This window comes from Kitasatospora sp. NPDC023385 (assembly GCF_055664045.1).
Window position 1 is genome coordinate 226,885 of sequence record NZ_JBVOOL010000003.1, and the last position, 23,585, is coordinate 250,469.

A 23,585-nucleotide genomic window follows, 5' to 3' on the forward strand; every position below is an offset into this window, starting at 1 on the left:
CCGCCGTTTCACCGGAGGAATCGTGTTCGTCACCACCGCGGACAGCGCGAACGCGCTGTTCACCCGTGCCAGCAAGGCCATCCTGAGCCAGGGCCGCAGCGTCGCGCCGCGCGGCATGGCCACCGCCGAACTCATGGGCGCCTATCTCAAGCTGACCAACCCGGCCGCCCGCATGGTCCACCTCGGCCCGTACCGGGTGCTGAACCCCGCGTTCGCCGCCGCCGAGACCGTGTGGATCCTCTCCGGCTCCAACGCGGACTGGATCCACGACTTCAACAGCCGCCTGGCCACGCTCACCGACCACGGAGCCCTCCAGGGCGCTTACGGTCCGCGCCTTCGACGCTGGCACGGACGACTGGACCAGCTCGACTACGTCCGGCGGCAGCTGACCCGCGACAGTGAGAGCCGTCGCGCCGTCGTTCAGATCTTCGACCCGAGCCGCGACACCGCCGGCCACAAGGACGTCCCCTGCACCCTCGGCTACCGCTTCTACCTGCGCGAGGGCCGTCTGGAGATGCACACCAGCATGCGCAGCCAGGACGTGTGGCTTGGGCTTCCGTACGACCTGATCACCACGACCGTCCTGCACGAGCTGATGGCCGGCTGGCTCGGCGTCCAGGTCGGCGACTACCACCACCACGTCGACTCCCTGCACCTGTACGCCCAGCACCAGGACACCGCCTGGAGCCTCACCGCCGACGCGCCCGCCTCCCCGACGTGGCAGCCGCTCGGCATCGCGTGGGAAGACTTCGACCTGATGATGAAGCAGGTCACGGCGGGTGAAGCGGTCGGGCACCCAGTGTGGGACGGCTTCGCCGCCGTCCTGGCCAGCTACCGGCTCTGGAAGGCCGGAAGCCGCGACGAGGCACGCGTCAGGGCCGCCGAAACGACCGGGCCGCTGCCCGAAGCCCTGGCTCTCTGGTACGACCAGCGCGAGCAGAAGATCCCGCTCGCCCAGATGCCCACCCCGGCGATCCCGGCGAAGAGGTGACCAAGGTGACCACGAACCGCAGCACCGTGCTGGGCCTGTGCTCCTACACCCACGACTCCGCCGCCGCCCTGCTCGTTGACGGCCAGCTCATCGGGTTCGTCGAGGAGGAGAGACTCAGCGCCGTCAAGCACGACAAGAGCTACCCGGCCAAGGCCGTCGACTGGCTCCTCGACGAAGCGGGCCTGACCCGCGCCGACATCGGCACCGTCGCTTACAACTTCACGCCGCAGCACTACCTGCGGGCGATCCCCGCCTCTCTCACCCACGCGGTGCGGCCCGTCACCGCCGTTCGCGCCCTGCCGAGGGCCCGGTCGTTCACCCAGGTCGCCGCCAACACCCGCCGGCGTCTGGCCCGCCTGGCCGACTGCTTCCCGAACGCCGCCGTGCAGCCTGTGCTTCACCACCGAGCCCACGGGCTCTACGCGTTCGCGGCATCCGGCTACGACGAGGCCGCCGTCCTCGTGGTGGACAGCCTCGGCGAAGTCCAGGCCACCACCATCGGCCACGCGAGGCAGCGCGCGAACCGCTGCTCGTACCGGATCGTCCACGCCATCGACGACCCCGCGTCCCTCGGCTACGTGTACGGCGCCATCACCGAGCACCTCGGATGGCGGCGCGGAGACGAGGAAGGCACCGTCATGGCCCTGGCCGCCCTCGGCGACCCGAAGCGCTTCCGGGCCCTGTTCACCAAGGCCGTCCAGCTCACCACCAACGGCTTCGTCCTCGACCACCGGCTCATCGCCCTGCGGGTCATGGACCGCCGCTACCCGCGGCTGACCGCCGACTTCACCGCCTTCACCTGCCCGCCCCGCCGACCGGGCGAGGAGGTCGCCCAGGTCCACGCCGACCTTGCCGCCGCCCTCCAGGAGCGGACCGAGCAGGTGATGCTGCACCTGGCGCGGATCGCCCGCGAGCGTACCGGCGCCCGGCTGCTGTGCGTCGGTGGCGGAGTCGCGATGAACTGCGTCAGCATCGGCAAGATCATCGTCTCCGGGCTGTTCGACGAGGTCGCCGTCCCGCCCGCCCCCGGGGACTCCGGCACCGCGATCGGCGCCGCAGCAGCCGTCCACCTCGACCGGTACGGCGACCTGCCGACCGGACTGGCCCGGGCCTGCTACCTCGGCCCGGCCTTCCCCGGCCTGGAGCTGCCCGCCGAGCCTCGGCCCGGCATGACCGCGCGCCGCCTGAACGACGTGGCCGCCTTCGCGGCCCGCGAGCTGGCCAAGGGCACGATCATCGGCCTGTTCCAGGGCGGAGTGGAGGCCGGGCCCCGAGCGCTCGGGCACCGCTCGATCCTCGCCTCCCCGCTACGGCCCGGCGTCGCCGACCGGCTCAACTCCACCGTGAAGTTCCGTGAACCGTTCCGCCCATTCGCCCCGGTCGTCCTGGCCGACAAGGCCGCCGACTACTTCACTCTCGGCCAGGAGGCGCCGTTCATGTCGATGGCTTCCCCGGTCACCGACCTGGCCCGCGAGACGATCCCGGCGATCATCCACACCAACGGCACCACGCGCGTGCAGACCCTCACGCCCAGGGACAACCCACTCCTCGCCGACATCCTGACCGCCTTCGCCGAACTCACCGGCGTACCCGTGCTGATCAACACGTCCCTCAACGTCAAGGGCAAGCCGATCTGCGGCACCCCCGAGATGGCGCTGGACTGCCTGGCCGAATCCGGTCTCGACGCGCTCCTCATCGAGGACTGGTGGGTGACCAAGGCATGAGAGTCGGATACAGCCACTGGGGTTTCCTCGGCCCCGGCGTCACCGACACCCCGGACGGCGGACGCAGCCACCGACGCACCCTGGTGGACGGCCTGATCGCCGCCGGGCACGAGATCGTCTTCCTCCAGGCCAACCGCGATCTCGCCGAGGCCGGCACCGACCTCACCACCACCTATCGGTGGGACGGCGGACTACCCGAGATCGACGCCCTGTTCCTGGAATGGCGCTGGCCCATCCCCGGCCGCAACACCACCGAATGCGGCAGCGCCGGTCACACCTGCGACCTGCACCGGCAGCAGGCCCTCCTCGACCACTACACCCACCGGCACGCCGTCCGCACGGTCCTGTGGGACAAGGACCAGCAGCTGCCCGCCGACGACCCGCTCCGCGCCCTCGGGCACGTCCAGGTGTGCGAGCCGGCCCTCCACCCCTCGCCCGGGGCGGTGCCCCTGCTCTTCCCGGTCGCCGACGAAGCACTCGACCAGGCCCACCCGGCCGCGCTCGCCACCCAGGGGCGGCGCCTGCTGCCGCTGGTCTACATCGGCAACCAGTACGACCGCGACGCCGCCTTCGACGAGTACTTCGCTCCGGCCGCCGCCAAGCTGCCGCATCGAGTGGCCGGGAAGTGGAACGACACCGCCCGCTGGCCGCAGGTGAACTTCACCGGGCGTATCCCCTTCGACGAGGTCACTCCGCTCTACCGCTCCGCGCTGGCCACCGTGCTCCTCGCGCCCGACCGGTACGCGCGAAGCGGCCAGTTCACCCAGCGCCTCTTCGAAGCCGTCCTCGCCGGCTGCCTGCCGCTCGCCCCGCGCACGCTGCGTGGTGCGGAAGCGGTCGTGCCGCGCGAGCTGATCGTCACCGGCGCCGTCGACGTGATGGCCACCATCGCCGCGCTCACCGAGATCGCGGGCAGCCAGGCCCATGCCGACCTGATCGCCCGCTGCCTCGATCGCCTCGACCCGTTCCGCCTCACCCGCCAGCTCCGCACCGTCACCGCCGCGCTGGCCGGCACCGACATCCCGCCTCTCCTCATCGACATCGAAGGAGCCCGCGCATGACCCAGACCGCAGCCGTACTCCCCGGCATCCAGCGGGTCGAAAAGCTCTACCTGGAGCTGCTGTTCCGCTGCAACCTCTCCTGCACCACCTGCTACCACGGCGAGGACCTCAAGCGCCCCGACACCGTCACGATCGACCAGGCCACCGCCGCCCTCACCTACTTCGCCGCCGCCTACGACACCCACTGGGTGTGCCTGCTCGGCGGCGAACCCCTGCTGTTCGAGGGCCTGCCGACTGTCCTGACCGCCGCCAAGTCGCTCGGCTACCGCACCGAGATCTGCACCAACGGCTACAAGCGCCGAGCATTCCTCACCCGGGCCGCCGAGCACCTGGACATGCTCCGTGTGTCCCTGGACGGCGGCACCGCCGAGGCCCACGACAGCATCCGCCGCCCGGGCTCCTTCGCCGCCGCCTTCGACACCCTCGCCTGGGCCCACGGCCGCAAGCTCCCCTTCGGCGCCACCTGCACGCTCACCGGCGAGAACATCGCTACCATCCCCGCCCTGGCCGAGCGACTGCGCGACCTCGGCGCCCGCGACCTGATGCTCCACCGCGTCCGCCTGGTCGGCAATGCCGCCACGAGCGGCATCACGGCCGTCACCTGGGAACAGACCCAGCACCTCCACGAACAGCTGACCGCCATGGACCTGGACGGCATGACGATCAACACCGACATCCTGCTGCCTGAACGCTGCCCGGAGCCCACCGGCGTGGTCGAGAAGCTGGAGATCGCGCCGGACGGACGGGTCTACCTGTCGTGCGCCGAGGTCGCCGGCCCCGGCCGCGAGGTCCGCTACGACTTCGACCGCGCCGCCCTGGTCGCCGCCGACGCCGCGTGACCAGCGGGAAGCGTCCCGGGCCGGTGCCCGGCCCGGGACGCACCACCCGCCGTCCCAGCCGTCGAAACCGAACACGGTCCGCCCCATCGCACGGCTCGGTAGCCTGTAGCGACATGGACAGGATCGCCATCATCGGCTGCGGCGGCAGCGGCAAGACCACCCTCGGACGCCAGATCGCCGCAAAGATCAACGCCCCCGTCGCCCACCTCGACGGCGTCTACTACGACTCCGACTGGAACACCCTTCCCCCGGAGAAGTTCGCCGCCATCCAGGAAGACCTGGTCGCCGAACCGCGCTGGGTGATCGACGGGAACTTCGCCTCCACCCTCCCCATCCGCCTCAAGCGGGCCGACACCGTTGTCTTCCTCGACATCCCGCCGATCGTGTGTCTGTGGGGCATCCTCCAGCGCCGCCGTCGCTACCGCGGTGGCCAGCACACCGAGCAGGGCGTCTTCGACCGCATCCACTGGGGCTTCGTCCGCTACATCCTCGGCTACCGCCGCCAGATGCGGCCCAAGGTCCGCGCGCTGATCGCCGAGCACGCCGGCCACGCCCGCGTCGTCACCCTCACCAGCCGCCGGGCCGCCCGCCGGTTCCTGGCCACCGTGCCCCGGCAGACATGACCTGACCTGACCCACCTCGCACCGGGAAGGCTCCACCTGTCCATGACCGCCAACCCGTTCCTCGACGCTGCCCGCGTCCGCCACGACCTGTACGGCGACGCCGACCGCATCACCCAGCGCACCAGCGCCCTCGCCCGCGCCAAGACCGCAGGCCCCCACCCCGCCACCGTCATTGCCGACCTCGCCGCCACCGGCCTGCGCGGCACCGTCCTCGACATCGGCTGCGGACGCGGCACCACCACCCTCGCCCTCGCCGAGCGGCTCACTCCGCCCAGGCTCATCGCCTTCGACCAGTCCGCCGCCCTCCTCGCCGAAACCGAGCGCAGGCTCGCCGGACATGTGGGCGTGAAGTCCATGCGAGGCGACTTCCACACCATCGCCCTGCCCAACTCGTCGGTGGCGGTGGCCGTCGCGGCGTTCTGCCTCTACCACTCGCCCCGCCCCGCCGCAGTGATCGCGGAGATCGCCCGCTGCCTGGCCCCCGGCGGCCTGTCGATCACGGTCACCAAGTCCGCCGACAGCTACCGCGCCCTGGACGAGGTGATCGCCGCCAGCGGCCTTGACCCCAAGGCCACCACCAGGCCGAGCCTGTACGAGACCTTCCACAGCCACAACCAGGCCGACATCGTGGCCACCTGCCTCGACATCCAGCAGATCGTCCACCACGAACACCGCTTCCGCTTCACCGACGCCGACCACATCGCCGCCTACGTGGCCACCAACCCCAAGTATCAACTCCCGCACGACACCAGTGAGATCGCCCAGCGGCTGCGGGAGACCGTTGGCGACGGCCCGCTGGAGACCACCTCGACCGTCGCCTACGTCGTGGCCTCCCGCCGATGAGGACCTTCACCAAGACCTACGCCGACGCCGAAGCCCAGCGGCGGGCCCTGGCCCACCACCGGTGGATCGCCCAGGTGAACCCCGACGTGCGCATCCCCGCCATCGTCCAAGTCCGCGCCAATGCCATCGACTTCGAGCACATCGATGGCCGCCACGGCACCTCCGACGACCTGGTGTCCCTGGCCGATCTCCTCGGCCACCAGCACACCACCGCCCACACCCGCGAACTGCGCGCCGCCCGCATGGACACACCCCACGCCAGCAACGGCACCACCATCGCCGGCTTCGCCGACGGTCGCCGCGAACGCCTCCATCACCTCCTGGCCTCCGGCGCCGTGCCGGGCCCAGTCCTCTCCCGTGAGGCGATCGACAGCTGGCTGGAGCGGGCCGCCGCAATGCCGGCCGCCTTCTACAAGGACGCCAACCCGCGCAACTTCCTCATCACCGGCGCCGACGTGGCCGTCATCGACTTCGACTCCCTTACCCTCGCGCCCTTCGGCTACGACCTCGCCAAGCTCGTCGTCAGCACCGCCATGACCAACGGCCCCCTCCCCGAGGACACCATCCGCCAGGCCGTGAACACCTACAACCGCCACCCGAGCCGCTACGGCCTGCCCGGTTGTCCGTGGCGCGAGTTCGCCGCCTGGTGCGAGTTCCACCACATCCTCACCGGGCCCTACCTCGGCACCAACGGCTACCGGTTCAGCTGGCACACCGTGAGGCCGGCCTGGACCACTGACACCCTCCGGCACTTCGACAAGGAGCGGACACCGTGACGACCAACAGCGTGATGAACAGCCGCAACGCCGTCTGCGTGATCGTCCACGACAAGGACACCGACACGATCGCCGCCCTCCACTACGCCGCCCGCAACTGGTCCCCACAGCCGTCCTGGACCGTCCCCGGCGGCAAGGCCGAGCCCGGCGAACCCCTCGACGAGGCCGCCGCCCGCGAACTCAAGGAGGAGACCGGCCTGCTCGTCGACCCGGCCCACCTCGAACTCGTCCACGTCATCCACGTCGAACAGGGCTCGGACCAGGCTGGCCAGTTCGTCCTCTTCGTCTTCGCCACCGACAAATGGACCGGCGACCTCACCAACACCGAGCCCGACAAGCACCTCACCGCGCAGTGGATCCCTGCCGCCCGCCTACCCGAGCCCGCGTTCCCCACCGCCGCGCGAGCACTCGCTGCCTACAGCGCTGGCGGTCCCGCCTTCTCGCGCTACGGCTGGGAGACAACAGCACCATGACGGCACACGAGGTGGGCCCGCCGGAGGCAATCCGACGAGCCCACCCAGCCGCGGCAGCCCATGAACTGATGCCCAAGCAGTTCCACCGCCGCTTTCATCCACGACACCCAGTGGCGGCCTCGGTTCGCTGGCTACAGTCGTCACCATGAGCGACTCCCAGCCCCACGAGGTCGTAGCCCAGCCTCGCACTGCCGCCGGTGTGCTGTTCTTCGACGCGGAGAACCGCGTCCTCCTCGTGAAGCCGACCTACAAGCCCGGCTGGGAGATCCCCGGCGGCTACCTCCACGCCGGCGAGACCCCGAGCGAAGGCGCGGCCCGCGAGGTCAAGGAGGAACTCGGCATCACCGCGCCGATCGGCCAGCTCCTCGTCGCCGACTGGGCACCCCACCCCACCGAGGGAGACAAGCTCCTCTTCGTCTTCGACGGCGGCATCCTCCAGGCCGACGAGCTCGACAACATCACCGTCGACCAGGTGGAGATCGGCGAGTACGCCTTCCACGCCCCCGACCAGCTCGACGCACTCCTCATCCCACGCCTCGCCCGCCGCGTCCACGCTGCCCGCGCCGCCAGGACGCAGGCTGCGACCGTCTACCTGGAGCATGGAGCGTCCCGCCCGTAGATCCACACCCTCACTCCGACTGCACGAAGCTTCCTTCGACGCAGCCAGCGAGTGTGATCAATGCCGCTGCAGCAAAAGGACCTTGCTGTGGCGAGTGACGTGGTACGTTCCGTGGTCCAACCGAAAATAGGCGACCCCGGCGATGCGGCAAACATCCCGGGGTCTGGCACCAGGAGTGCGACCTCCCGATGCGTGTCCATCGTACCGAACACGTACGTAACTTCACCGTGCTGCCCAACTGCATGCTGCAGTACCGGCAGCTGTCCTACACCGCCCGCGGCCTGCTCGCGGACCTCCTCTCCCGACCGGACGGCTGGCGCGAGGACGGCCGGCACATGGCCGACACCAGCCCCCAGGGACGCGGCGCGATCCGCAAGGCCCTGAAGGAGCTGACCGAGGCCGGGTTCTACCGGGTCGAGAAGATCCGCATGCCGGACGGCACGATCATCACCGAGACCCACGTCTACGACACCCCGCAGCTCGCACTGCCAGGTGCCACCCGTCCGGTCTCCGGCGAAGCGACCACCGGACGTGCTGACACCCTTCCAAAGGACGGGTTCAAAGGAACCTCCCTCCCCGCCGAGCAGCCCGACGAGCCGGTCCTCGCCGACGAGCCGCAGGCGAGGACGGGAGGGCGGGTGGAAGACCACGAGGACGAGGCCGACGAGCAGCCCGTGGCCGTGCCGGACGAGCAGGTCCGCGAGGCGGTCGCCACGCTGTTCCGGGTGATCCGCCCCGAGCCGCGCCTGCGGCTCGGCCAGGCCGAAGCCGAGGAACTCGCACCCCTCGTCGCGCAGTGGCTGGAGCGCGGCGCGACCCAGGCCGACCTCGCCCACGCCCTGCTGCCGGGCCTGCCCGCGCCGGTGCACTCAGCGGTCGCGGTGCTCCGCTACCGCCTGGAGCACAAGATGCCGCCCGTCCAGCCCGCTGTGCGGCCCGCAGCGGCCCGATACGCCGAGTGCGCCAAGTGCCACGACCCGGTGCCCCAGCCGGGCATTTGCCGGGCCTGTGCAGGCTTTGGCCGGCGCCCAGCCGAACCCGCCAGCGGAGCACGTATCGCTGCCGAAGGAGCTGCCCGCGTCCGGGCGGCGATGAACGCCGCGCGGTACACGTTCGGCAGCAGGGACCTCGCCCCCATCGCCTGAAGGCCATCGAGATCCCCGTATACGGCTGCTCTCACCTGGCCAAACGGGTTGTCCCTATGCCTCGACACACGCGCTGGAGCCGCGTCCTCAAGCTGAATCCTCATCGTTCCGGCGCCATCGAAAGTGTTCTACGTTGTGGGCGAGCCCGCCCGAGCCCAGAAGGAAGTACCCATGACTGATGCGAGTGCCCACTCGAAGGCCGAAGTCCTGGAGGAGCTGGTTTCCAAAGAGGGCGTGGGCTCCACGGTCCAGTTCCGTGCAGGTCAGACGATCATCCAGGAGGGCGATCTCTCGAACCAAGTGCTGATGCTGCGTGAGGGAACCGCCAAGGTGGTGACCCGCAATGCAGATGGCACCGAGATCGTTCTCGGGCTGCGCGAGAAGCCAGAGATCATCGGGGAACAGGCCGCCCTCAACGGCACACCGAGGTCTGCCTCGGTGATCGCGTTGACCGACGTGACGGCCCTCGCCATCTCTGCCGAGGATTTCCGAACCCTGGTGGGGAAGCAGCCTGAGGCCGCTGCCGCCGTACTCGGGATCGTGACCGAGCGACTCCGCGAGGCCGATCGCGGCCGAGTGGAGCTGGCCACCCACACCGTTGCCCATCGAGTCGCGGCGCGGCTGGTGGCTCTTGCATCGCAGATCGGAGTAGTCGACGAAGCGGCTGGTGTTGTGAGGCTTCCCCTTTCCCAGCAAGACCTGGCCGGGTGGGCAGGCGCATCCCGCGAGGCGATCGTGAGGACTCTGCGGCTTCTGCGGGACGAGGGTGTCGTGACCACCGAGCGACGACAGATCGTCATTCACGACCTGGAGGCGTTGCGCACCAAAGCCACTGACTGACAGTCAGAGTGGTATTCTGACTCAGTCGGAACGCTGAGGAATACCACTCTCGGGGGCGTGACCGCTTGATCGAGCATGTACGCAAGATCTTCTTCGGCTTGGACATCGCCGGCTTCAATCAGACAGACCGGACGGACCTCGCCTGCCTCGCGATGCGGCAGGGCCTGTACGAGGCACTTGGTCGCGCCCTGGCCGCCGGCGGCCAGGGCGCGGAGAGTTACGACCTGCTCGACCGCGGCGACGGCATCATGGCTGTGATTGACGACTCCGCGGGCGTCCACACCCTGGCCCGAACAGTGGTCCCAGCACTTGCTGCCGCCATCCATGAGTACAACGGCACCGCGGGTCCGGGCGCCCAGATTCGACTCCGCGCCGCACTGCACCATGGCGATGCATTCCGGGACGACCACGGCTACGTCGGCCGGCAGGTGAGCCATGCGTTCCGTTTGCTCGACGGCCCAGAACTGCGAGTGATGCTCGGCGCCAGCACTGCTGTCCTGGTCCTGGCCGTGTCTGAGAGTGCATGGCACATGCTGGAGCCCTCAGGCCCTGGCGGGTCCGATTACGCCGACATCCTGATCAGCACCAAAGAGCACACTGCCCGAGCCTGGGTCGCCGAGTTCAGGGCCACCCCTGCTCTGGTCAGGTGAGCGAATGACTGACACCTCGACATGCGCGTACGCCATGCCCCTGACTATCCGGCCGACTCAAGCGCCCCACATGGCGAAGAGTGGAGGGATTCAGAGCCGGCGCGCTGTCCGTCTGCGCGAGCACCCGACGAGCAAGTGCACAGTCCCGCTGATCGCCGAGGAGGTTGGCAGTTGAACGTCGCCGGATGGGTTGGCACAGTAATCGGCGTCATTGCCGGCGCAGCCATCATCGTAAACAAGCTCGGCGAACTGGCACACGCGGTACTTGACGTCAGGGACAGCCTTCGCGACAGGTTAAGCCGCAGGGAACGCGACCGGATTGGCCAACATGATCAAGAAGGCGCGCCTTGGCCGAGCATAGAGCCTGTCGATCGCGAACCCGAGATGGTCAAGGAGCCATAGAGCACGAAAGACGCGGTGCCCTGGTCGGACAATCCCAGCCGTCGTCACTTACCCTGCGCGGTCAAGGCCCCAACGATTGACGGAGCGGCGGCTGGCACCACGCTGAACAGGATGACAATGATCGCGGTGAGCGACGGCTCGACGTGGTAACCGTAGTGACCCGCGATCTTCATACCGCACCAGGCGACGGCTCCAGCAGCCACGATGGTCACCACCCTGCGCACACCACCCCTAACCACCATCACCGCCGAGTCGACCACGCTCCAGGACGGTTCAAGCTTTTCCTTCTCCTCCTCGGTAAATTCCAGCAGCGCACCCACGTGGCCAACTGCGTAATTGTCTGCGATCTGAACCAAGAGAGCAATAAGCTCCTTCAAGGCCGCATCGGCATCTTTATCCAACCCAGCAGCAGCCTTTCGCAGCCTGGTGATCACAAGGCGGCTGTGCCGCTTCAACTCCGGTTGCCGCGAGGAAATCATCGGGACCGTCCCACGCCAGAACCTCATGCGTCCGATCATCAACTCGGCTGACTTCAGCTCGCGCGATGCCACCATGAGAAGGTTCGTCCGCTCGTTCCGCCCGGCCGGCAGAACCTCCGACAACGACCCCACCAGATCCGCAAGGATCGCCACTGGCCGATACCGCGTGTAGCGGTTTACCTCAATCACCATGAAGAAAGGAACGAACATCGACGCGAGCACCGTCATCACGGCCACAACAATAAGTGGCGCCAAGATGATCAGGACTGGCATGGGCAGGGCATCCAGGGGGCGCAACAGGTAGAGAACACCCCAGCAGAATCCGACCCACGCCAGTATGGCCAAACAAAAGCGGCCATACTGGATCGAGCGCCGATAGTGCATCCATAGCGCCATCCGGACTTCAGTCGGAATCCCGCCAACGAAGCCAGCCAGTTCCAGGGATTCCCTGAGATCCGCCGTGGCCTTCATGCTCTTCCTCAGTGCCGCGCGCCTACCGTTCTCCCGGATGTCGCGCCCAAGCTGCAGAGCCCGCTGTCGCACCCTCTCCCCCTCCCTACGGAATCGCAGAATGCCACGGCCGACCAACCGAACAAGCCGATTTCGGGCTTGATGTGGCACGACCGTGACAGACCGCCTCACTAGTCGCCGAGCTGGCAGCCGGTGTTCTGCGGACCCTGACGGCCCGGTCGCCCACGGCGGACCGGGCCGGGCAAGCTCAGCCTCGACGTCCGGCCCTGCAAAGTGCTGCGAAACGAGGGCACATCCAGGGCACATGCGGGCGGAAAATGGCGCTGACCAGTGAAAACTCCCGACAAGAGTTTTCCCAGGTCAGCGCCATGATCGACGAAAACTCGCAGGTCAGCGCGGTGCTGGTGCAGTACGTGAACTACCGCTGACCGTCCGGTCGGCCGACGACGGAACGGCCCCGCTCCCGGGTTCGGGATCGGGGCCGTCCGCATGGGCGGGCGGGTTCGACGCGGGCGCCGTGCGGGCGTTGCACGGCGGGTGCGCGGTGGGTGCGGGTTCAGTCGGCTGCCGCCGCCCAGGCCTGGGTGGTGCGGTGCGCGTCCAGGCCGACCGCCGTGAACTCGTCCGCCCGGCCGCCGCCGGTGTGCGCGCCGATCCGCCGCAGGGCGCGGGAGATCGGGGTGCCGTCGGGCGTCGGTGGCTCGGACCCGCCGCTGGTGAGCGGGCCGAGGTCGACCCGGCCGTCCGCCCAGACGGCGGCGCGCTGGGTGCCGCTGCCGCCGGAGTACGCGGCCTCCACGCAGGCGATCGGGCCGGCCTTCGACCAGGCGGCCAGCCGGAGTTCGAAGCCGTCCGAGTACCAGCCGCACCCGGCCCCGCCGGTGGTCTTGCGCACGCTGCCGTCGCCCTGGAGGGCGGCGAGGACGGCAGAGGTGACCGGGATCAGCGCCAGCCCCTGCCCCAACGGCACCACCCGGGCCGCCGGAACCTCCGCCGCCGCCACCCTCAGCAGCTCCAATGTTCCTATCAGCGCGTGGAGTTCGTAGGACATGCCGGACATGCTGTCCCACCGCACTGACAGTCGGCCCGGAGTTTATGATTCCGTGCCCGGCCGGAGACCGTAGAGCAGGCTGAGCACCGTCAAACCGGTCCGGCCCGGGGCGCCCCGGGCCCCGCGGCCGGTCACCCGCTCGGGTGCGTGCCGCATGCGGCGGGCCCGGCATCCGGGTGGACTGGCCGGGTACGGCCCGCCCCCGGGGCCTCCCCCGACGCCCGTGCCGTCGAAACAACCCTGCCGACCGCGGCCGCACACCCCTGACCGCACCCGACCGCAGCCGGCCACCGCTGCCGCACCCGGCCACAGCCGGCCGGGCCGTACCGGAGGAGACCGATTGAGTTCCACGGACGCGCCCCCGCCCGGTCACGGCGCTCCCGACGGCGGCCGGGCAGTCGCCCCGACCGCCGCCACGACCGCTGCCACGTCCACCGCCCCGTCAGCCCGGGAGCGGACCGGCTCGGTGGCCGCCCGGGTGGCCGCCGCCCCGCGGATGTCCTGGGTGACGCTCGCCCTGATGACGACCAGTTCGGTGGCCAGCCTGCGCTCCGCCCCCACCATGGCGGTCTACGGCCTGGCCTGCGTCTTCCTCTACCTCGTCCCGGCGGTCGCGTTCCTGCTACCGACCGCGCTGGTCTCCGCCGAGCTGGCGTCCGGCTGGGACGGCGGCGTCTACCGCTGGGTGTCGGAGGGCCTGTCGAAGCCGCTCGGCTTCCTCGCCGTCTGGTGCCAGTTCGCGATGACGATCTTCTACTACCCGTCCCTGCTGGCGTACGTGGCCTCGACCATCGCGTACGTGGTGGACCCGCGGCTGGCCGGCAACGGCCCGTACACCGCCGTGGTGATCATGGTGCTGTACTGGACCGGCGTCTGGGTCTCGGCGCGCGGCACGAAGGCGGTGGCCGGGCTGTCCTCGATGCGCCTGGTGATCGGCACGCTGATCCCCGGCACGCTGCTGGTCGTCCTCGGCTTCGTCTTCCTCGGCCAGGGCAATTCCGCCGCCGCCCCGATGGACGCCTCGCACCTCTTCCCGCAGTGGACCGGCCTGGCGAGCCTGGTGCTGATCGTCAACAACTTCCTCAGCTACTCCGGCATGGAGATGAACGCGGTGCACGTCTCCTCGCTGCGCGATCCGGCCCGGGAGTTCCCGCGTTCGATGTTCACCGCGGCCGGTCTGGTGCTGGCGATCTTCATCCTGCCCGCCCTCGCGATCAGCTGGGTGGTGCCGTCCAGCGAACTGAGCCTGACGGCCGGGGTGATGCAGGCCTTCGACGCCTTCTTCCAGTACTTCGGCATCGGCTGGCTCACCCCGGTCATCGCGGTGGCCCTGATCGCGGCCTCGCTCGGCGGCATGCTGACCTGGCTCGCCGGGCCGTCCAAGGGCCTGCTGATGATCTCCCGGCAGGAGGGCTACCTGCCGCCCTTCCTGCAGAAGCTCAACCGGGAGGGCGTCCAGCAGAACCTGCTGGTCACCCAGGGCGTGGTCACCACGGCCATCGCCCTGCTGTACGCGCTGATCCCGAACGTCTCCAGCGCCTACTGGATCTTCTCGGTGATCACCACGCAGGTCTACCTGATCGTCTACCTGCTGATGTTCACCGCCGCGATCCGGCTGCACCGCACCCGGCCGGACCACCCGCGCGGCTACCGGGCGCCCGCGCTGGTGCCGCTCTGCGTCGTCGGGCTGGTCGCCTCGGCCGCCGCGATGGGGATCGGCTTCGTGCCCTCCTCGCAGTTCGGCAGCGGCAGCGCCTGGTCGTACGTCGGGATCGTCGGCGGCGGGCTGCTGCTCCTCGGCCTGCTCGTCCCGTACCTCTTCCTGCGGCTGCGCAAGCCGAGTTGGCGCTCCCCGGGCGCGGACTCCGAACTGGCGGCGCAGCGGGCGGACGAACTGCGCGGCGCCGACGGGGGCACGGCATGACCAGCCTGATGGCCTCCCGGCACCGCTGGGTCTACCTCGGCTCGATCGTCCTGCTGGTCGCGATGCTGGTCACCGGCCTGCTGTCGTTCTCCCGACTGCACGCCGACGACCAGGCGAACCGCAAGGCCGGGCAGTTGTCGGACGCGCTGAGCTCGGCCGGCTACCCGGTGCCCACCCGGGACCAGGTCACCCACACCCTGGGCACCGACGGCGGCGCCGTCTGCGCCGATCCGGCGAACGCGCTCACCCAGGCCCAGTGGACGTCCGGCATGTCCAACGGCGCCGCCGGGCCCGGCCAGCGGCCGGTGCTCTCGGACCGCGTGGTGGTGCGGGCCGAGGCGATCGTGCTCTCGGTGTACTGCCCGGACAAGCTCGCCGCCATCCAGGACCGGATCGACGACCTCGACCTGCGCGACACCGTCCGCAAGTGACCGCGGAGCAGGTGACCGCGGAGCAAGTGACGGCACCGCACCACGGGACCACAGAGCACATGACCCAGGGAGCCTTCGCATGACCGACGAACTCGCCCGCCGGATCGCCGGGTTGATGCCGCGCGCGCAGGCCGACCTGGCCGAGCTGGTGGCCATCCCGTCGGTCGCCGACCCCCGGCAGTACCCGCCGGAGAAGCGCCGGCAGGCCGCCGAGTGGGTCGCCGCCGCCTTCGCCGAGGTCGGCCTGCGCGACGTCCACCTGGCGGAGACCCCGGACGGCAGCCACGCCGTGATCGGCCACCGCCCGCCCCCGCCCGGCGCCCCGACCGTGCTGCTCTACAGCCACTACGACGTCCAACCCCCGCTGGACGACGCCGCCTGGGCGTCGCCGCCGTTCCGGCTGACCGAGCGCGACGGCCGCTGGTACGGGCGCGGCGCCGCCGACTGCAAGGGCAACATCGTCATGCACCTCACCGCGCTGCGCGCGCTCGGCGAGGACGTCCCGGTCGGCCTGAAGCTGGTCGTCGAGGGCTCCGAGGAGCAGGGCACCGGCGGCCTGGAGCGGTACCTGCCCCCGCACGCCGGGGAGTTGCACGCGGACGCCCTGCTGATCTGCGACACCGGCAACGCCGCCGTCGGCGTCCCGACCGCCACCACCTCGCTGCGCGGGGTCACCACCGTCGTGGTCACCGTCCGGGCGCTGGAGGGCGACCTGCACTCGGGCATGTTCGGCGGCCCCGCCCCCGACGCGCTCGCCGCGCTGATCCGGATGCTCGACTCGCTGCGCGACGCCGCCGGCGGCACCCGGATCGACGGCCTGGACTGCGACGGGACGTGGCACGGCGCCGGCTACGACGAGAGTGCCTTCCGCGTCGACGCCGGTGTTCTGGAGGGCGTCCGGCTGACCGGCTCCGGCACGGTCGCCGACCGGCTCTGGGCCCGCCCCGCCGTCACCGTCCTCGGCATCGACTGCCCGCCGGTGGTCGGCTCGGCCGCCGCCGTCCCGGCCGCCGCCCGGGCCCGGGTGAGTCTGCGGGTGCCGCCCGGCACCGGGGCCGGTGCCGCCCAGGACGCGCTGGTCGCGCACCTGGAGGCCGCCGCGCCCTGGGACGTGCGGGTGGACGTCGAACGGGAAAGCGCCGGCTCGGCGTTCCGGGCCGACACCGGCGGCCCCGCCTACGCCGCACTGGACCGGGCGATGCGGGAGGTCTACGGCCTGCCGATGTCCTTCCTCGGCCAGGGCGGCTCGATCCCGCTCTGCAACGTGCTCGCCGCCACCTACCCCGACGCGGAGCTCATCCTGATGGGCGTCGAGGAGCCGCGCTGCCTGATCCACGCGCCGAACGAGAGCGTCGACCCGGAGGAGCTCGCCCGCATGGCCCGTGTCCAGGCGCTGTTCCTACGGCACTTCGCCGACTCGGCGAGGCGCTGAGGGAATTCGAGGAGTATGGGTTCCAGCAGAGCCCGTCCGCCCCGCAGAGGAGGAACCGCCGTGCCCCGCCCCTTCACCGTCGAGGACTACACCGCCCGGATGGCCCGGGCCACCGCCGAGGCGAGCGCCGCCGGGCTGGCCGGCCTGGTCGTCGCCCCCGGGCCCGACCTGGCGTACCTGTGCGGGTACACGCCCACCGCGATCACCGAGCGGCTGACCGCCCTCGTCCTCACGGCCGGGGCCGAACCCACCCTGGTGGTCCCCAAGTTGGAGCGCCCGGACGCCGAGAAGGCGGTCGGTGCCGAGGCCGTCCGGCTGCTCGACTGGTCCGACGGCGAGGACCCGTTCGCCACCGCCGGCCCGCTGCTCGACCCGGCCGGGCGGTACGGCGTCTCCGACAACACCTGGGCGATGCACCTGCTCGGCTTCCAGGCCGCACTGCCCCGCACCGCCTTCACCTCGCTCACCGAGACCCTGCCGATGCTGCGCGCCGTCAAGGACACCGAGGAACTGGACCGCCTGGCCGCGGCCGGCGGCGCCGCGGACGCCGCCTACCGGAGGATCCTGGAGGTCGACTTCGCGGGCCGCCGGGAGACCGACGTGGCCGCCGACCTCGGCGCGCTGCTCATCCAGTACGGGCACAGCCGGGTCGACTTCACCGTGGTCGGCTCCGGCCCGAACGGCGCCGACCCGCACCACGAGGCCGGTGACCGGGTCATCCGGACGGGTGACACCGTGGTGCTGGACTTCGGCGGCCTCAAGGACGGCTACGGCTCCGACACCACCCGGACGGTGCACGTCGGCCCGGACGTCCCGGCCGAGGTGCGGAAGGTGCACGACCTGGTCCGGCGCGCCCAGCAGACCGCCTTCGAGGCCGTCCGCCCCGGCGTCGCCTGCCAGGAGATCGACCGGATCGCCCGCCGGGTCATCACGGAGGGCGGCTACGGCGAGTACTTCATCCACCGCACCGGGCACGGCATCGGCACCACGACGCACGAACCGCCGTACCTGGTGGAGGGCGAGGAGCGCCCGCTGGTGCCGGGCATGTGCTTCTCCATCGAGCCCGGGATCTACCTGCCCGGCCGGTTCGGGGTGCGGATCGAGGACATCGTCACCGTCACCACGACCGGCGGCCGCCGCTTCAACAACACCCCGCACGAGCTGGGCATCGTGGCGTGACCACGGGGCCGCCCGCGCGGCCCACCGGATCAGGCGTTCTTACGATCCGGTCATACTCCACCCAGCGTCCTCCAAGTTAGGGTTGCTAGTTTCGGTGCGCATGACCAAGACCCTCGACCCGGCCGCCCGGACCGCGCGGCCCGGGCAACCGCGCCCGGTGCCTCCGCCCCGCCCCCGCGTGACGGGCTGGTCGAGACTCCGGCTCCTGGCGTGGCCGCTCTACCTGACCGGTCTCGTCTGGTTCCTGAGCAGCGAGGGCATCCCCGCCGCCAACGACGTGCTGTTCCTCTGGCTGATCGCGGCGCTGCTCACCGCCGCCGTGCACAGCGGGCACGGCGCCCGCGGCTTCCTCCTGGTCCTGCGCGACTGGGTGCCGGTGATGGCCGTGGTGTGGGTGTACTCGCTGCTGCGCGGCTACGGCGCGCACACCCCGTGGGCGCCGCACTGGCTGCCGCAACTGCGCTTCGACGAAGTGCTCGGCTTCGGCGACACCTGGACCGTCCGGCTCCAGCACGCGCTCTACACCCCCGGATCCCCGCACTGGTACGACTACGCGGCGGTGGGCGTCTACCTGTCGCACTTCTTCGTGGTCTTCCTCCTGCTCGCCGTGCTCTGGCGGCGCGCGCACCACCGCTTCCGACAATTGCTCGCCTGCTACCTGACGCTCACCTTCGCCGGCTTCGCCACCTACCTGCTCTACCCGGCCGACCCGCCGTGGCTGGTCGCCCAGCAGGGCAACCTGCCGCACGTGTCCCGGGTGGTCTGGGAGGTGATCTCGGTGAGCGGGCTGCCGCAGGCCGACTCACTGCTGGAGAACGGCAGCCAGTTCGCCAACGACGTCGCCGCGATGCCCTCGCTGCACTCCGCCTACCCGGCGATGCTGCTCTTCTTCTTCTGGCCCACCGCCGGCCCCCGGCTGCGGGCGGTACTGGTCGCCTATCCGCTCGCGATGACGTTCACCCTGGTCTACGGCGCGGAGCACTTCATCATCGACGTCTTCGTCGGCTGGGCGTACGCGGCCGCGGTGGTGTTCGGCCTGCGGTGGCTGCACGGCCGCCGCACGGCACCGGCGGAGGGCAGGGCAGACTTGGCCGGGTGACGTCGCACGCACCGATGAAACCCACCGCCGAGCAGCTGCTGGCCGCCAAGGACACCACCATCCCGGATGTCGTCGGGCCCGGACTGCGGGTGCTGTTCTGCGGCATCAACCCGGGCCTGTGGTCCGGCGCCACCGGGCACCACTTCGCCCGCCCCGGCAACCGCTTCTGGCCGGCGCTGCACCGCTCCGGCTTCACCGGGCGCCGGCTCCGGCCGGACGAGCAGGACGAGCTGCCCGCCCTCGGCCTCGGCATCACCAACGTCGCCCCGCGCACCACCGCCAAGGCGGACGAGCTGACCGTCGAGGAACTGCGCGAGGGCGGCGCCGCGCTCCGCGCCCGGGTGCTGCGGCTACGGCCCCGGGCCCTGGCCGTCCTCGGCATCGGTGCCTACCGGACGGCCTTCGGGCAGCGGCGGGCCACCATCGGGCGCCAGCCGGAGGGCATCGGCACCACCGAGGTGTGGGTGCTGCCCAACTCCAGCGGCCTCAACGCGCACTACACCCTGGACGCCCTGGCCGAGGAGTTCCGCAAGCTGCGGGAGGCGGTCGAGGCCCGAGAGGCCTGAGAGGCGCGGCCGCCCTTGCAGCGTCTACAGCGGGGTGACGGCCTTCAGCACCACCAGCAGGGCCACGGCGGCGTTGAGCGCGCACAGCGCCGACGCCGCCGTACCGATCGCCGCGACCATCGCCGCCAGCCCCGCCGGGGTCTTGGCCGGCGGCCAGTTGCGGGAGGTCGGCACCGGGCCGAGCAGCGCGGCGACCCGGCGCGGCACCGGGCCGGCCGGGGCGGCGAAGGCCGCGAAGCCGGGCGCCGGCGCGGCGTGCGACACCAGGGCCGCCCGGGCCACCGCCCGCGCGGTGATCCGGCGGTCCCCCACGACCTGCGCCGAGTCCTCGTCCGCCCACCGCTCAGCGCTGTACGCCACCGCGTCCTGCAGGGGCCGCAGGAAGGGATTGACGCAGGCGGCGAGCTGGGTGGTCAGCAGGTACCGGTGGTGGCGGTGGCGCAGGTGCGCCCGCTCGTGGGCGAGCAGCGCCTCGCGCTCGTCCGCGGCCAAGCCCGCCAGCATCCCGGTGGAGACCACCACCCGCCCGGGCGAGCCGGGCAGCGCGTAGGCGTACGGGCTGTGGTCCGGCAGCACCGCGAGGTCGTCCGACGGCCCCGTCCGGGCGGGCAGCCCGGTCAGCGCGCGCCGGGCCCGGGCACGCACCCGCAGGTGCCGTACGACCGTCCGGGCGCAGGCGGCGACCACCAGTGCCAGTAGCCACATCGCGGCCGTCCCGACCGTCTCGTGGTACGGCAGCGCGGCCCGCACCTCCGGGTCGGACCAGCTGTCCGGCAGCGGGTTGCCGGGGATCTGCGCGGTGCCGACGACTCCGATCAGGCCGAGGCAGAGCACGCTGCACACCGCCATCACCGCGCTGATCCCGGTCATCAGCCGGGCCGCGCCGCGCGGGTGCAGGTGCTGCTCGGTCAGGCGCGCGATCGGGACCGCGGTGAGCGGCAGGACGAGCGGGAGGAAGACGAAGAAGCCCACGGCTCAGCTCTCACGGTCGGTCGCTGCCGGATCGGCGGACGCGGCGTCGAGCAGCGCCCGGAGCAGTTCCTCGTCGTGCGGCAGCAGCGCGCTGACGAAACTGGCCAGGACGGCGTCCCGGTCGGCCTCCCCGTCGAGCATCCGGCGCATCCGCAGCGCCGCCAGTCCGGCGGCGTCGGAGGAGGCCTGCCACAGGTAGGAGCGGCCGGAACGGGTCCGGGTGACGGCGTTCTTGGCGTGCAGCCGGGACAGGATGGTCATCACCGTGGTGTACGCCAGGTCGCCCTCCAGGCGCTCCTGGACCCACCCCGCGGCGGCCGGGCCGGGCGCCTGCTGGAGCAGCGCCAGCACCTGCGCCTCCAGCTCGCCCTGGCCGCGTCGCCGGGCCGGCGCGTCCCCGGTCGCCGGGGCGTGCCTCTCGTCTGCCATGACGGCCCACTCCCTCCGGATGCCGCGCCCGGACCGCCGGGCACGCGTTCATCCTAACGAGCGACGGGCCGCCGCGGACCGGTCCGCGCGAGGGCCCGGCCGGCCCGGCGCGGGGCCGACCACGGCGGCCCGGCACCCGCCGTACGGCCGCTCGGCACCGCCCGTACGGCCGCTCGGCTCCAGCCGTACGGCGGCTCAGCTCCGGGCTCGCTGGGTCACCGCGATGCACGTCAGCACGACCACCGCCGTGACCGGCGCGGCCGCCGGCAGCTCCTCGCCGAGCAGCAGCACCGACCAGACCAGCGTCAGCAGCGGCTGCGCGAGCTGCAGCTGACTGGCCCTCGGCACGCCGATCCCGGCCATCCCCCGGTACCAGAGCACGAACCCGCCGAACTGCGACACCGCCGCGATGTACACCAGCCCGGCCAGCGCCTTCGCCCCGAGCCGCACCGGCTCGGCGGCCAGCCCGACCGCAGAGGTCAGCAGCATCACGGGCAGCGCGGCCAGCACCGCCCAGGCGATCACCCGGGCGCCCGGGAGGTCCCGGGACAGCCGCCCGCCCTCCGCGTAGCCGGCCGCGCAGACCACCACCCCGACGAACAGGTACAGGTCGGCGACGGTCGGCCGGCCGTGGCTCTGCAGCAGGGTGAAGGTGAGCACGGCCACCGCCCCGGCCGACGCCGCCGCCCAGAACGCCCGGGACGGCCGACGGCCCGTCCGCAGCGCCGCGACCACCGCGGTGGCCAGCGGCAGGACGCCGATGACCACCGCCGAGTGGGCGGTCGAGGAGGTGCGCAGGGCGAGCGTGGTCAGCAGCGGGAAGCCGACGACGCAGCCGCCGGAGACCGCCAGCAGGCCGGGCCAGTGCCGGCGCTGCGGCAGCGGGGCGGCGGTGGCCAGCAGGTAGACCGCGGCCAGCACCCCGGCCAGGACGCCGCGCAGGCCGGTCGAGGACCACGGCCCGAAGCCGGTCAGGGACCACGCGGTGGCGGGGAAGCTGAGCGAGAACGAGGCCACCCCCAGGGCGGCGAGGACGGCGCCGGAGGCCGGGGCGGGCTGAGGTGCTATCACCTCTGGGCGGGTAGCGCTATCTTGTGTCGTCATGAATGAGCGTAGCAGCGTGACCGAACTCGCCGACAGTCTGCGGCAGGAGGTCGAGCGCTACCAGGACGGGCGAAAGCTGCCCTCCAGCCGGGCCCTGATGGAGCGCCACCAGGTCAGCCCGGTGACGGTCTCCCGGGCCATCGCCGTCCTCGTGGCCGAGGGGCTGGTGGTCTCCCGGCCGGGCGCGGGGGTCTTCCGCGCGGCGCCCTTCGCCGCGGCCCCGGCCGCGCCCGCCGCCCCCGCCGGACGCCCCGGCGACCTCTCCTGGCAGGAGGTCGCGCTCAGCGCCGACTCCGGCCCGCGCGACCTGCTCGCCGCCCCCGTGTTCGCCACCCTCCGGGTACCGCCGCCCGACGTCATCGACCTCAACAGCGGCTACCCGCACGCCTCCCTGCTGCCCGAACGCCCGCTCGCCACCGCCCTCGCCCGGGCCGGGCGGCGCCCCGGCGCCTGGGACCGGCCGCCCACCGACGGCCTCACCGAACTGCGCGGCTGGTTCGCCCGCGACATCGGCGGCCACGGCGGACCGATCGGCGCCGGGGACGTCCTGATCACCTCCGGCGGGCAGAGCGGGCTCACCGTCGCCATGCGCTCGCTCGCCGCCCCCGGCTCGCCGGTGCTCGTCGAGTCGCCGACGTACTCGGGCATCCTCGCGGTCGTCCGGGCCGCCGGACTGCGGCCCGTACCCGTCCCGGTCGACGCCGACGGCGTCCGCACCGACCTGCTGGCCGACGCCTTCGCCGCCACCCGGGCACGGGTCTTCGTCTGCCAGCCGCTGTTCCAGAACCCCACCGGCGCGGTGCTCTCGCCCGAACGGCGGGCGGACGTGCTGCGGATCGCCCGGGCCGCCGGGGCGTTCGTGGTCGAGGACGACTTCGCCCGGCTGCTGGTCCACGCGGACGCCCCCGCGCTGCCGCGCCCGCTCGCCGCCGACGACCGGGACGGCGTCGTGGTGCACCTGCGCTCACTGACCAAGGCGGCCTCCCCCAACCTGCGGGTCGGCGCCCTCACCGCGCGCGGCCCGGCCCTCGCCCGGCTACGGGCCACCCAGGTGGTGGACAGCTTCTTCGTGCCCCGGCCGCTCCAGGAGGCCACCCTGGAACTGGTCGCCGACCCCGCCTGGGCCCGCCACCTGCGCACCCTCGGCGCCGAACTGCGCGACCGCCGCACCGCCGCCGTCGCCGCCCTGCACCGCGAACTGCCCGACGTCCGCACCGCCCACCGCCCCGGCGGCTACCACCTGTGGCTGCGCCTCCCGGACGGCACCGACGACGGCGCCGTCACCGCCGCCGCCCTGCGCGCCGGCGTCCAGGTCACCCCCGGCCGCCCGTACCACGCCGCCGAACCCCCGGCCCCCCACCTCCGCGTCAGCTACGCCGCCGCCGAAAGCCTCGCCCAGGTCACCGACGGCATCCACCGCCTCCGGACGGCGTACGAGGAAGTCACCGCCTGACCCGCGGTG

25 protein-coding genes are annotated in these 23,585 nt (G+C 71.7%); 20 read left to right on the forward strand and 5 right to left on the reverse strand.

Annotated features, from left to right (window positions below; translation table 11 throughout):
- Positions 1 to 22: 22 nt before the first annotated feature.
- The 13 genes from AC0B61_RS06980 (at position 23) to AC0B61_RS07040 (ending at position 10,986) form a co-directional block, all read left to right on the forward strand.
- On the forward strand, positions 23 to 991 hold the full coding sequence (locus AC0B61_RS06980) for a thymidylate synthase (RefSeq protein ID WP_471739560.1): 969 nt from the start codon (positions 23 to 25) through the stop codon (positions 989 to 991).
- A gap of 5 nt (positions 992 to 996) precedes the next feature.
- On the forward strand, positions 997 to 2,715 hold the full coding sequence (locus AC0B61_RS06985; protein WP_471739561.1) for a carbamoyltransferase family protein: 1,719 nt from the start codon (positions 997 to 999) through the stop codon (positions 2,713 to 2,715).
- Positions 2,712 to 3,776: a glycosyltransferase family protein gene (locus tag AC0B61_RS06990; RefSeq protein WP_471739562.1), complete on the forward strand. Its 1,065-nt coding sequence runs from the start codon at positions 2,712 to 2,714 to the stop codon at positions 3,774 to 3,776. The genes AC0B61_RS06985 and AC0B61_RS06990 overlap by 4 nt, the downstream gene beginning before the upstream one ends.
- Positions 3,773 to 4,615, forward strand: coding sequence for a radical SAM protein (locus tag AC0B61_RS06995; RefSeq protein ID WP_471739563.1), 843 nt, complete (start codon positions 3,773 to 3,775; stop codon positions 4,613 to 4,615). Before AC0B61_RS06990 ends, AC0B61_RS06995 begins: the two co-directional genes overlap by 4 nt.
- A 113-nt stretch (positions 4,616 to 4,728) precedes the next feature.
- Complete coding sequence (locus tag AC0B61_RS07000) at positions 4,729 to 5,238, forward strand: P-loop NTPase family protein (protein ID WP_471739564.1); 510 nt, start codon at positions 4,729 to 4,731, stop codon at positions 5,236 to 5,238.
- Positions 5,239 to 5,280: 42 nt separating this feature from the next.
- Complete coding sequence (locus AC0B61_RS07005) at positions 5,281 to 6,081, forward strand: class I SAM-dependent methyltransferase (RefSeq protein ID WP_471739565.1); 801 nt, start codon at positions 5,281 to 5,283, stop codon at positions 6,079 to 6,081.
- Positions 6,078 to 6,857, forward strand: coding sequence for a phosphotransferase (locus tag AC0B61_RS07010; RefSeq protein ID WP_471739566.1), 780 nt, complete (start codon positions 6,078 to 6,080; stop codon positions 6,855 to 6,857). Before AC0B61_RS07005 ends, AC0B61_RS07010 begins: the two co-directional genes overlap by 4 nt.
- On the forward strand, positions 6,854 to 7,330 hold the full coding sequence (locus AC0B61_RS07015) for an NUDIX domain-containing protein (RefSeq protein ID WP_471739567.1): 477 nt from the start codon (positions 6,854 to 6,856) through the stop codon (positions 7,328 to 7,330). Before AC0B61_RS07010 ends, AC0B61_RS07015 begins: the two co-directional genes overlap by 4 nt.
- Positions 7,331 to 7,475: 145 nt before the next feature.
- On the forward strand, positions 7,476 to 7,949 hold the full coding sequence (locus tag AC0B61_RS07020; RefSeq protein WP_471739568.1) for an NUDIX domain-containing protein: 474 nt from the start codon (positions 7,476 to 7,478) through the stop codon (positions 7,947 to 7,949).
- A 188-nt stretch (positions 7,950 to 8,137) separates the two neighbouring features.
- Positions 8,138 to 9,094: a hypothetical protein gene (locus AC0B61_RS07025; RefSeq protein WP_471739569.1), complete on the forward strand. Its 957-nt coding sequence runs from the start codon at positions 8,138 to 8,140 to the stop codon at positions 9,092 to 9,094.
- Positions 9,095 to 9,265: 171 nt separating this feature from the next.
- Positions 9,266 to 9,934, forward strand: a complete 669-nt coding sequence (locus AC0B61_RS07030) for a Crp/Fnr family transcriptional regulator (protein ID WP_471739570.1) — start codon at positions 9,266 to 9,268, stop codon at positions 9,932 to 9,934.
- Between the two features lie 65 nt (positions 9,935 to 9,999).
- Positions 10,000 to 10,584 (forward strand): hypothetical protein, encoded by a 585-nt coding sequence (locus AC0B61_RS07035; RefSeq protein WP_471739571.1) that lies wholly within the window; start codon positions 10,000 to 10,002, stop codon positions 10,582 to 10,584.
- Between the two features lie 171 nt (positions 10,585 to 10,755).
- Positions 10,756 to 10,986: a hypothetical protein gene (locus tag AC0B61_RS07040; RefSeq protein WP_471739572.1), complete on the forward strand. Its 231-nt coding sequence runs from the start codon at positions 10,756 to 10,758 to the stop codon at positions 10,984 to 10,986.
- Between the two features lie 44 nt (positions 10,987 to 11,030).
- On the opposite strand, the gene AC0B61_RS07045 is transcribed toward AC0B61_RS07040, so the two are convergent.
- Both AC0B61_RS07045 and AC0B61_RS07050 read right to left on the reverse strand, forming a co-directional pair.
- Positions 11,031 to 11,936, reverse strand: a complete 906-nt coding sequence (locus AC0B61_RS07045; RefSeq protein ID WP_471739573.1) for a hypothetical protein — start codon at positions 11,934 to 11,936, stop codon at positions 11,031 to 11,033.
- A 556-nt stretch (positions 11,937 to 12,492) separates the two neighbouring features.
- The gene (locus tag AC0B61_RS07050) at positions 12,493 to 12,987 is read right to left on the reverse strand and encodes a hypothetical protein (protein WP_471739574.1); all 495 of its coding nucleotides are present in this window, start codon (positions 12,985 to 12,987) and stop codon (positions 12,493 to 12,495) included.
- Positions 12,988 to 13,483: 496 nt separating this feature from the next.
- On the opposite strand from AC0B61_RS07050, the gene AC0B61_RS07055 reads away from it, so the two are divergent.
- The 6 genes from AC0B61_RS07055 to mug all read left to right on the forward strand — a co-directional run bounded on the left by AC0B61_RS07055 (position 13,484) and on the right by mug (position 19,618).
- The gene (locus AC0B61_RS07055) at positions 13,484 to 14,911 is read left to right on the forward strand and encodes an APC family permease (protein ID WP_471739788.1); all 1,428 of its coding nucleotides are present in this window, start codon (positions 13,484 to 13,486) and stop codon (positions 14,909 to 14,911) included.
- Positions 14,908 to 15,342 (forward strand): hypothetical protein, encoded by a 435-nt coding sequence (locus tag AC0B61_RS07060; protein WP_471739575.1) that lies wholly within the window; start codon positions 14,908 to 14,910, stop codon positions 15,340 to 15,342. Before AC0B61_RS07055 ends, AC0B61_RS07060 begins: the two co-directional genes overlap by 4 nt.
- 79 nt (positions 15,343 to 15,421) lie before the next feature.
- The gene (locus AC0B61_RS07065; protein WP_471739576.1) at positions 15,422 to 16,774 is read left to right on the forward strand and encodes a M20/M25/M40 family metallo-hydrolase; all 1,353 of its coding nucleotides are present in this window, start codon (positions 15,422 to 15,424) and stop codon (positions 16,772 to 16,774) included.
- A gap of 15 nt (positions 16,775 to 16,789) precedes the next feature.
- On the forward strand, positions 16,790 to 17,953 hold the full coding sequence (locus AC0B61_RS07070) for an aminopeptidase P family protein (RefSeq protein WP_471739577.1): 1,164 nt from the start codon (positions 16,790 to 16,792) through the stop codon (positions 17,951 to 17,953).
- 100 nt (positions 17,954 to 18,053) lie between these two features.
- Positions 18,054 to 19,052: a phosphatase PAP2 family protein gene (locus AC0B61_RS07075; protein ID WP_471739578.1), complete on the forward strand. Its 999-nt coding sequence runs from the start codon at positions 18,054 to 18,056 to the stop codon at positions 19,050 to 19,052.
- Between the two features lie 14 nt (positions 19,053 to 19,066).
- Entirely contained in the window at positions 19,067 to 19,618 is a 552-nt protein-coding gene (gene mug / locus AC0B61_RS07080) for a G/U mismatch-specific DNA glycosylase (RefSeq protein ID WP_471739789.1), read from the forward strand.
- 24 nt (positions 19,619 to 19,642) lie between these two features.
- Here mug and AC0B61_RS07085 read toward each other — a convergent pair whose 3' ends face one another.
- The 3 genes from AC0B61_RS07085 to AC0B61_RS07095 form a co-directional block, all read right to left on the reverse strand.
- Entirely contained in the window at positions 19,643 to 20,590 is a 948-nt protein-coding gene (locus AC0B61_RS07085; RefSeq protein ID WP_471739579.1) for a M48 family metalloprotease, read from the reverse strand.
- A gap of 3 nt (positions 20,591 to 20,593) precedes the next feature.
- Positions 20,594 to 21,019 (reverse strand): BlaI/MecI/CopY family transcriptional regulator, encoded by a 426-nt coding sequence (locus AC0B61_RS07090; RefSeq protein ID WP_471739580.1) that lies wholly within the window; start codon positions 21,017 to 21,019, stop codon positions 20,594 to 20,596.
- A gap of 195 nt (positions 21,020 to 21,214) precedes the next feature.
- Positions 21,215 to 22,123, reverse strand: coding sequence for a DMT family transporter (locus AC0B61_RS07095; protein WP_471739581.1), 909 nt, complete (start codon positions 22,121 to 22,123; stop codon positions 21,215 to 21,217).
- On the opposite strand from AC0B61_RS07095, the gene AC0B61_RS07100 reads away from it, so the two are divergent.
- On the forward strand, positions 22,122 to 23,576 hold the full coding sequence (locus AC0B61_RS07100; protein ID WP_471739582.1) for an aminotransferase-like domain-containing protein: 1,455 nt from the start codon (positions 22,122 to 22,124) through the stop codon (positions 23,574 to 23,576). The two genes, AC0B61_RS07095 and AC0B61_RS07100, sit on opposite strands and share 2 nt — an antisense overlap.
- Positions 23,577 to 23,585: the final 9 nt, after the last annotated feature.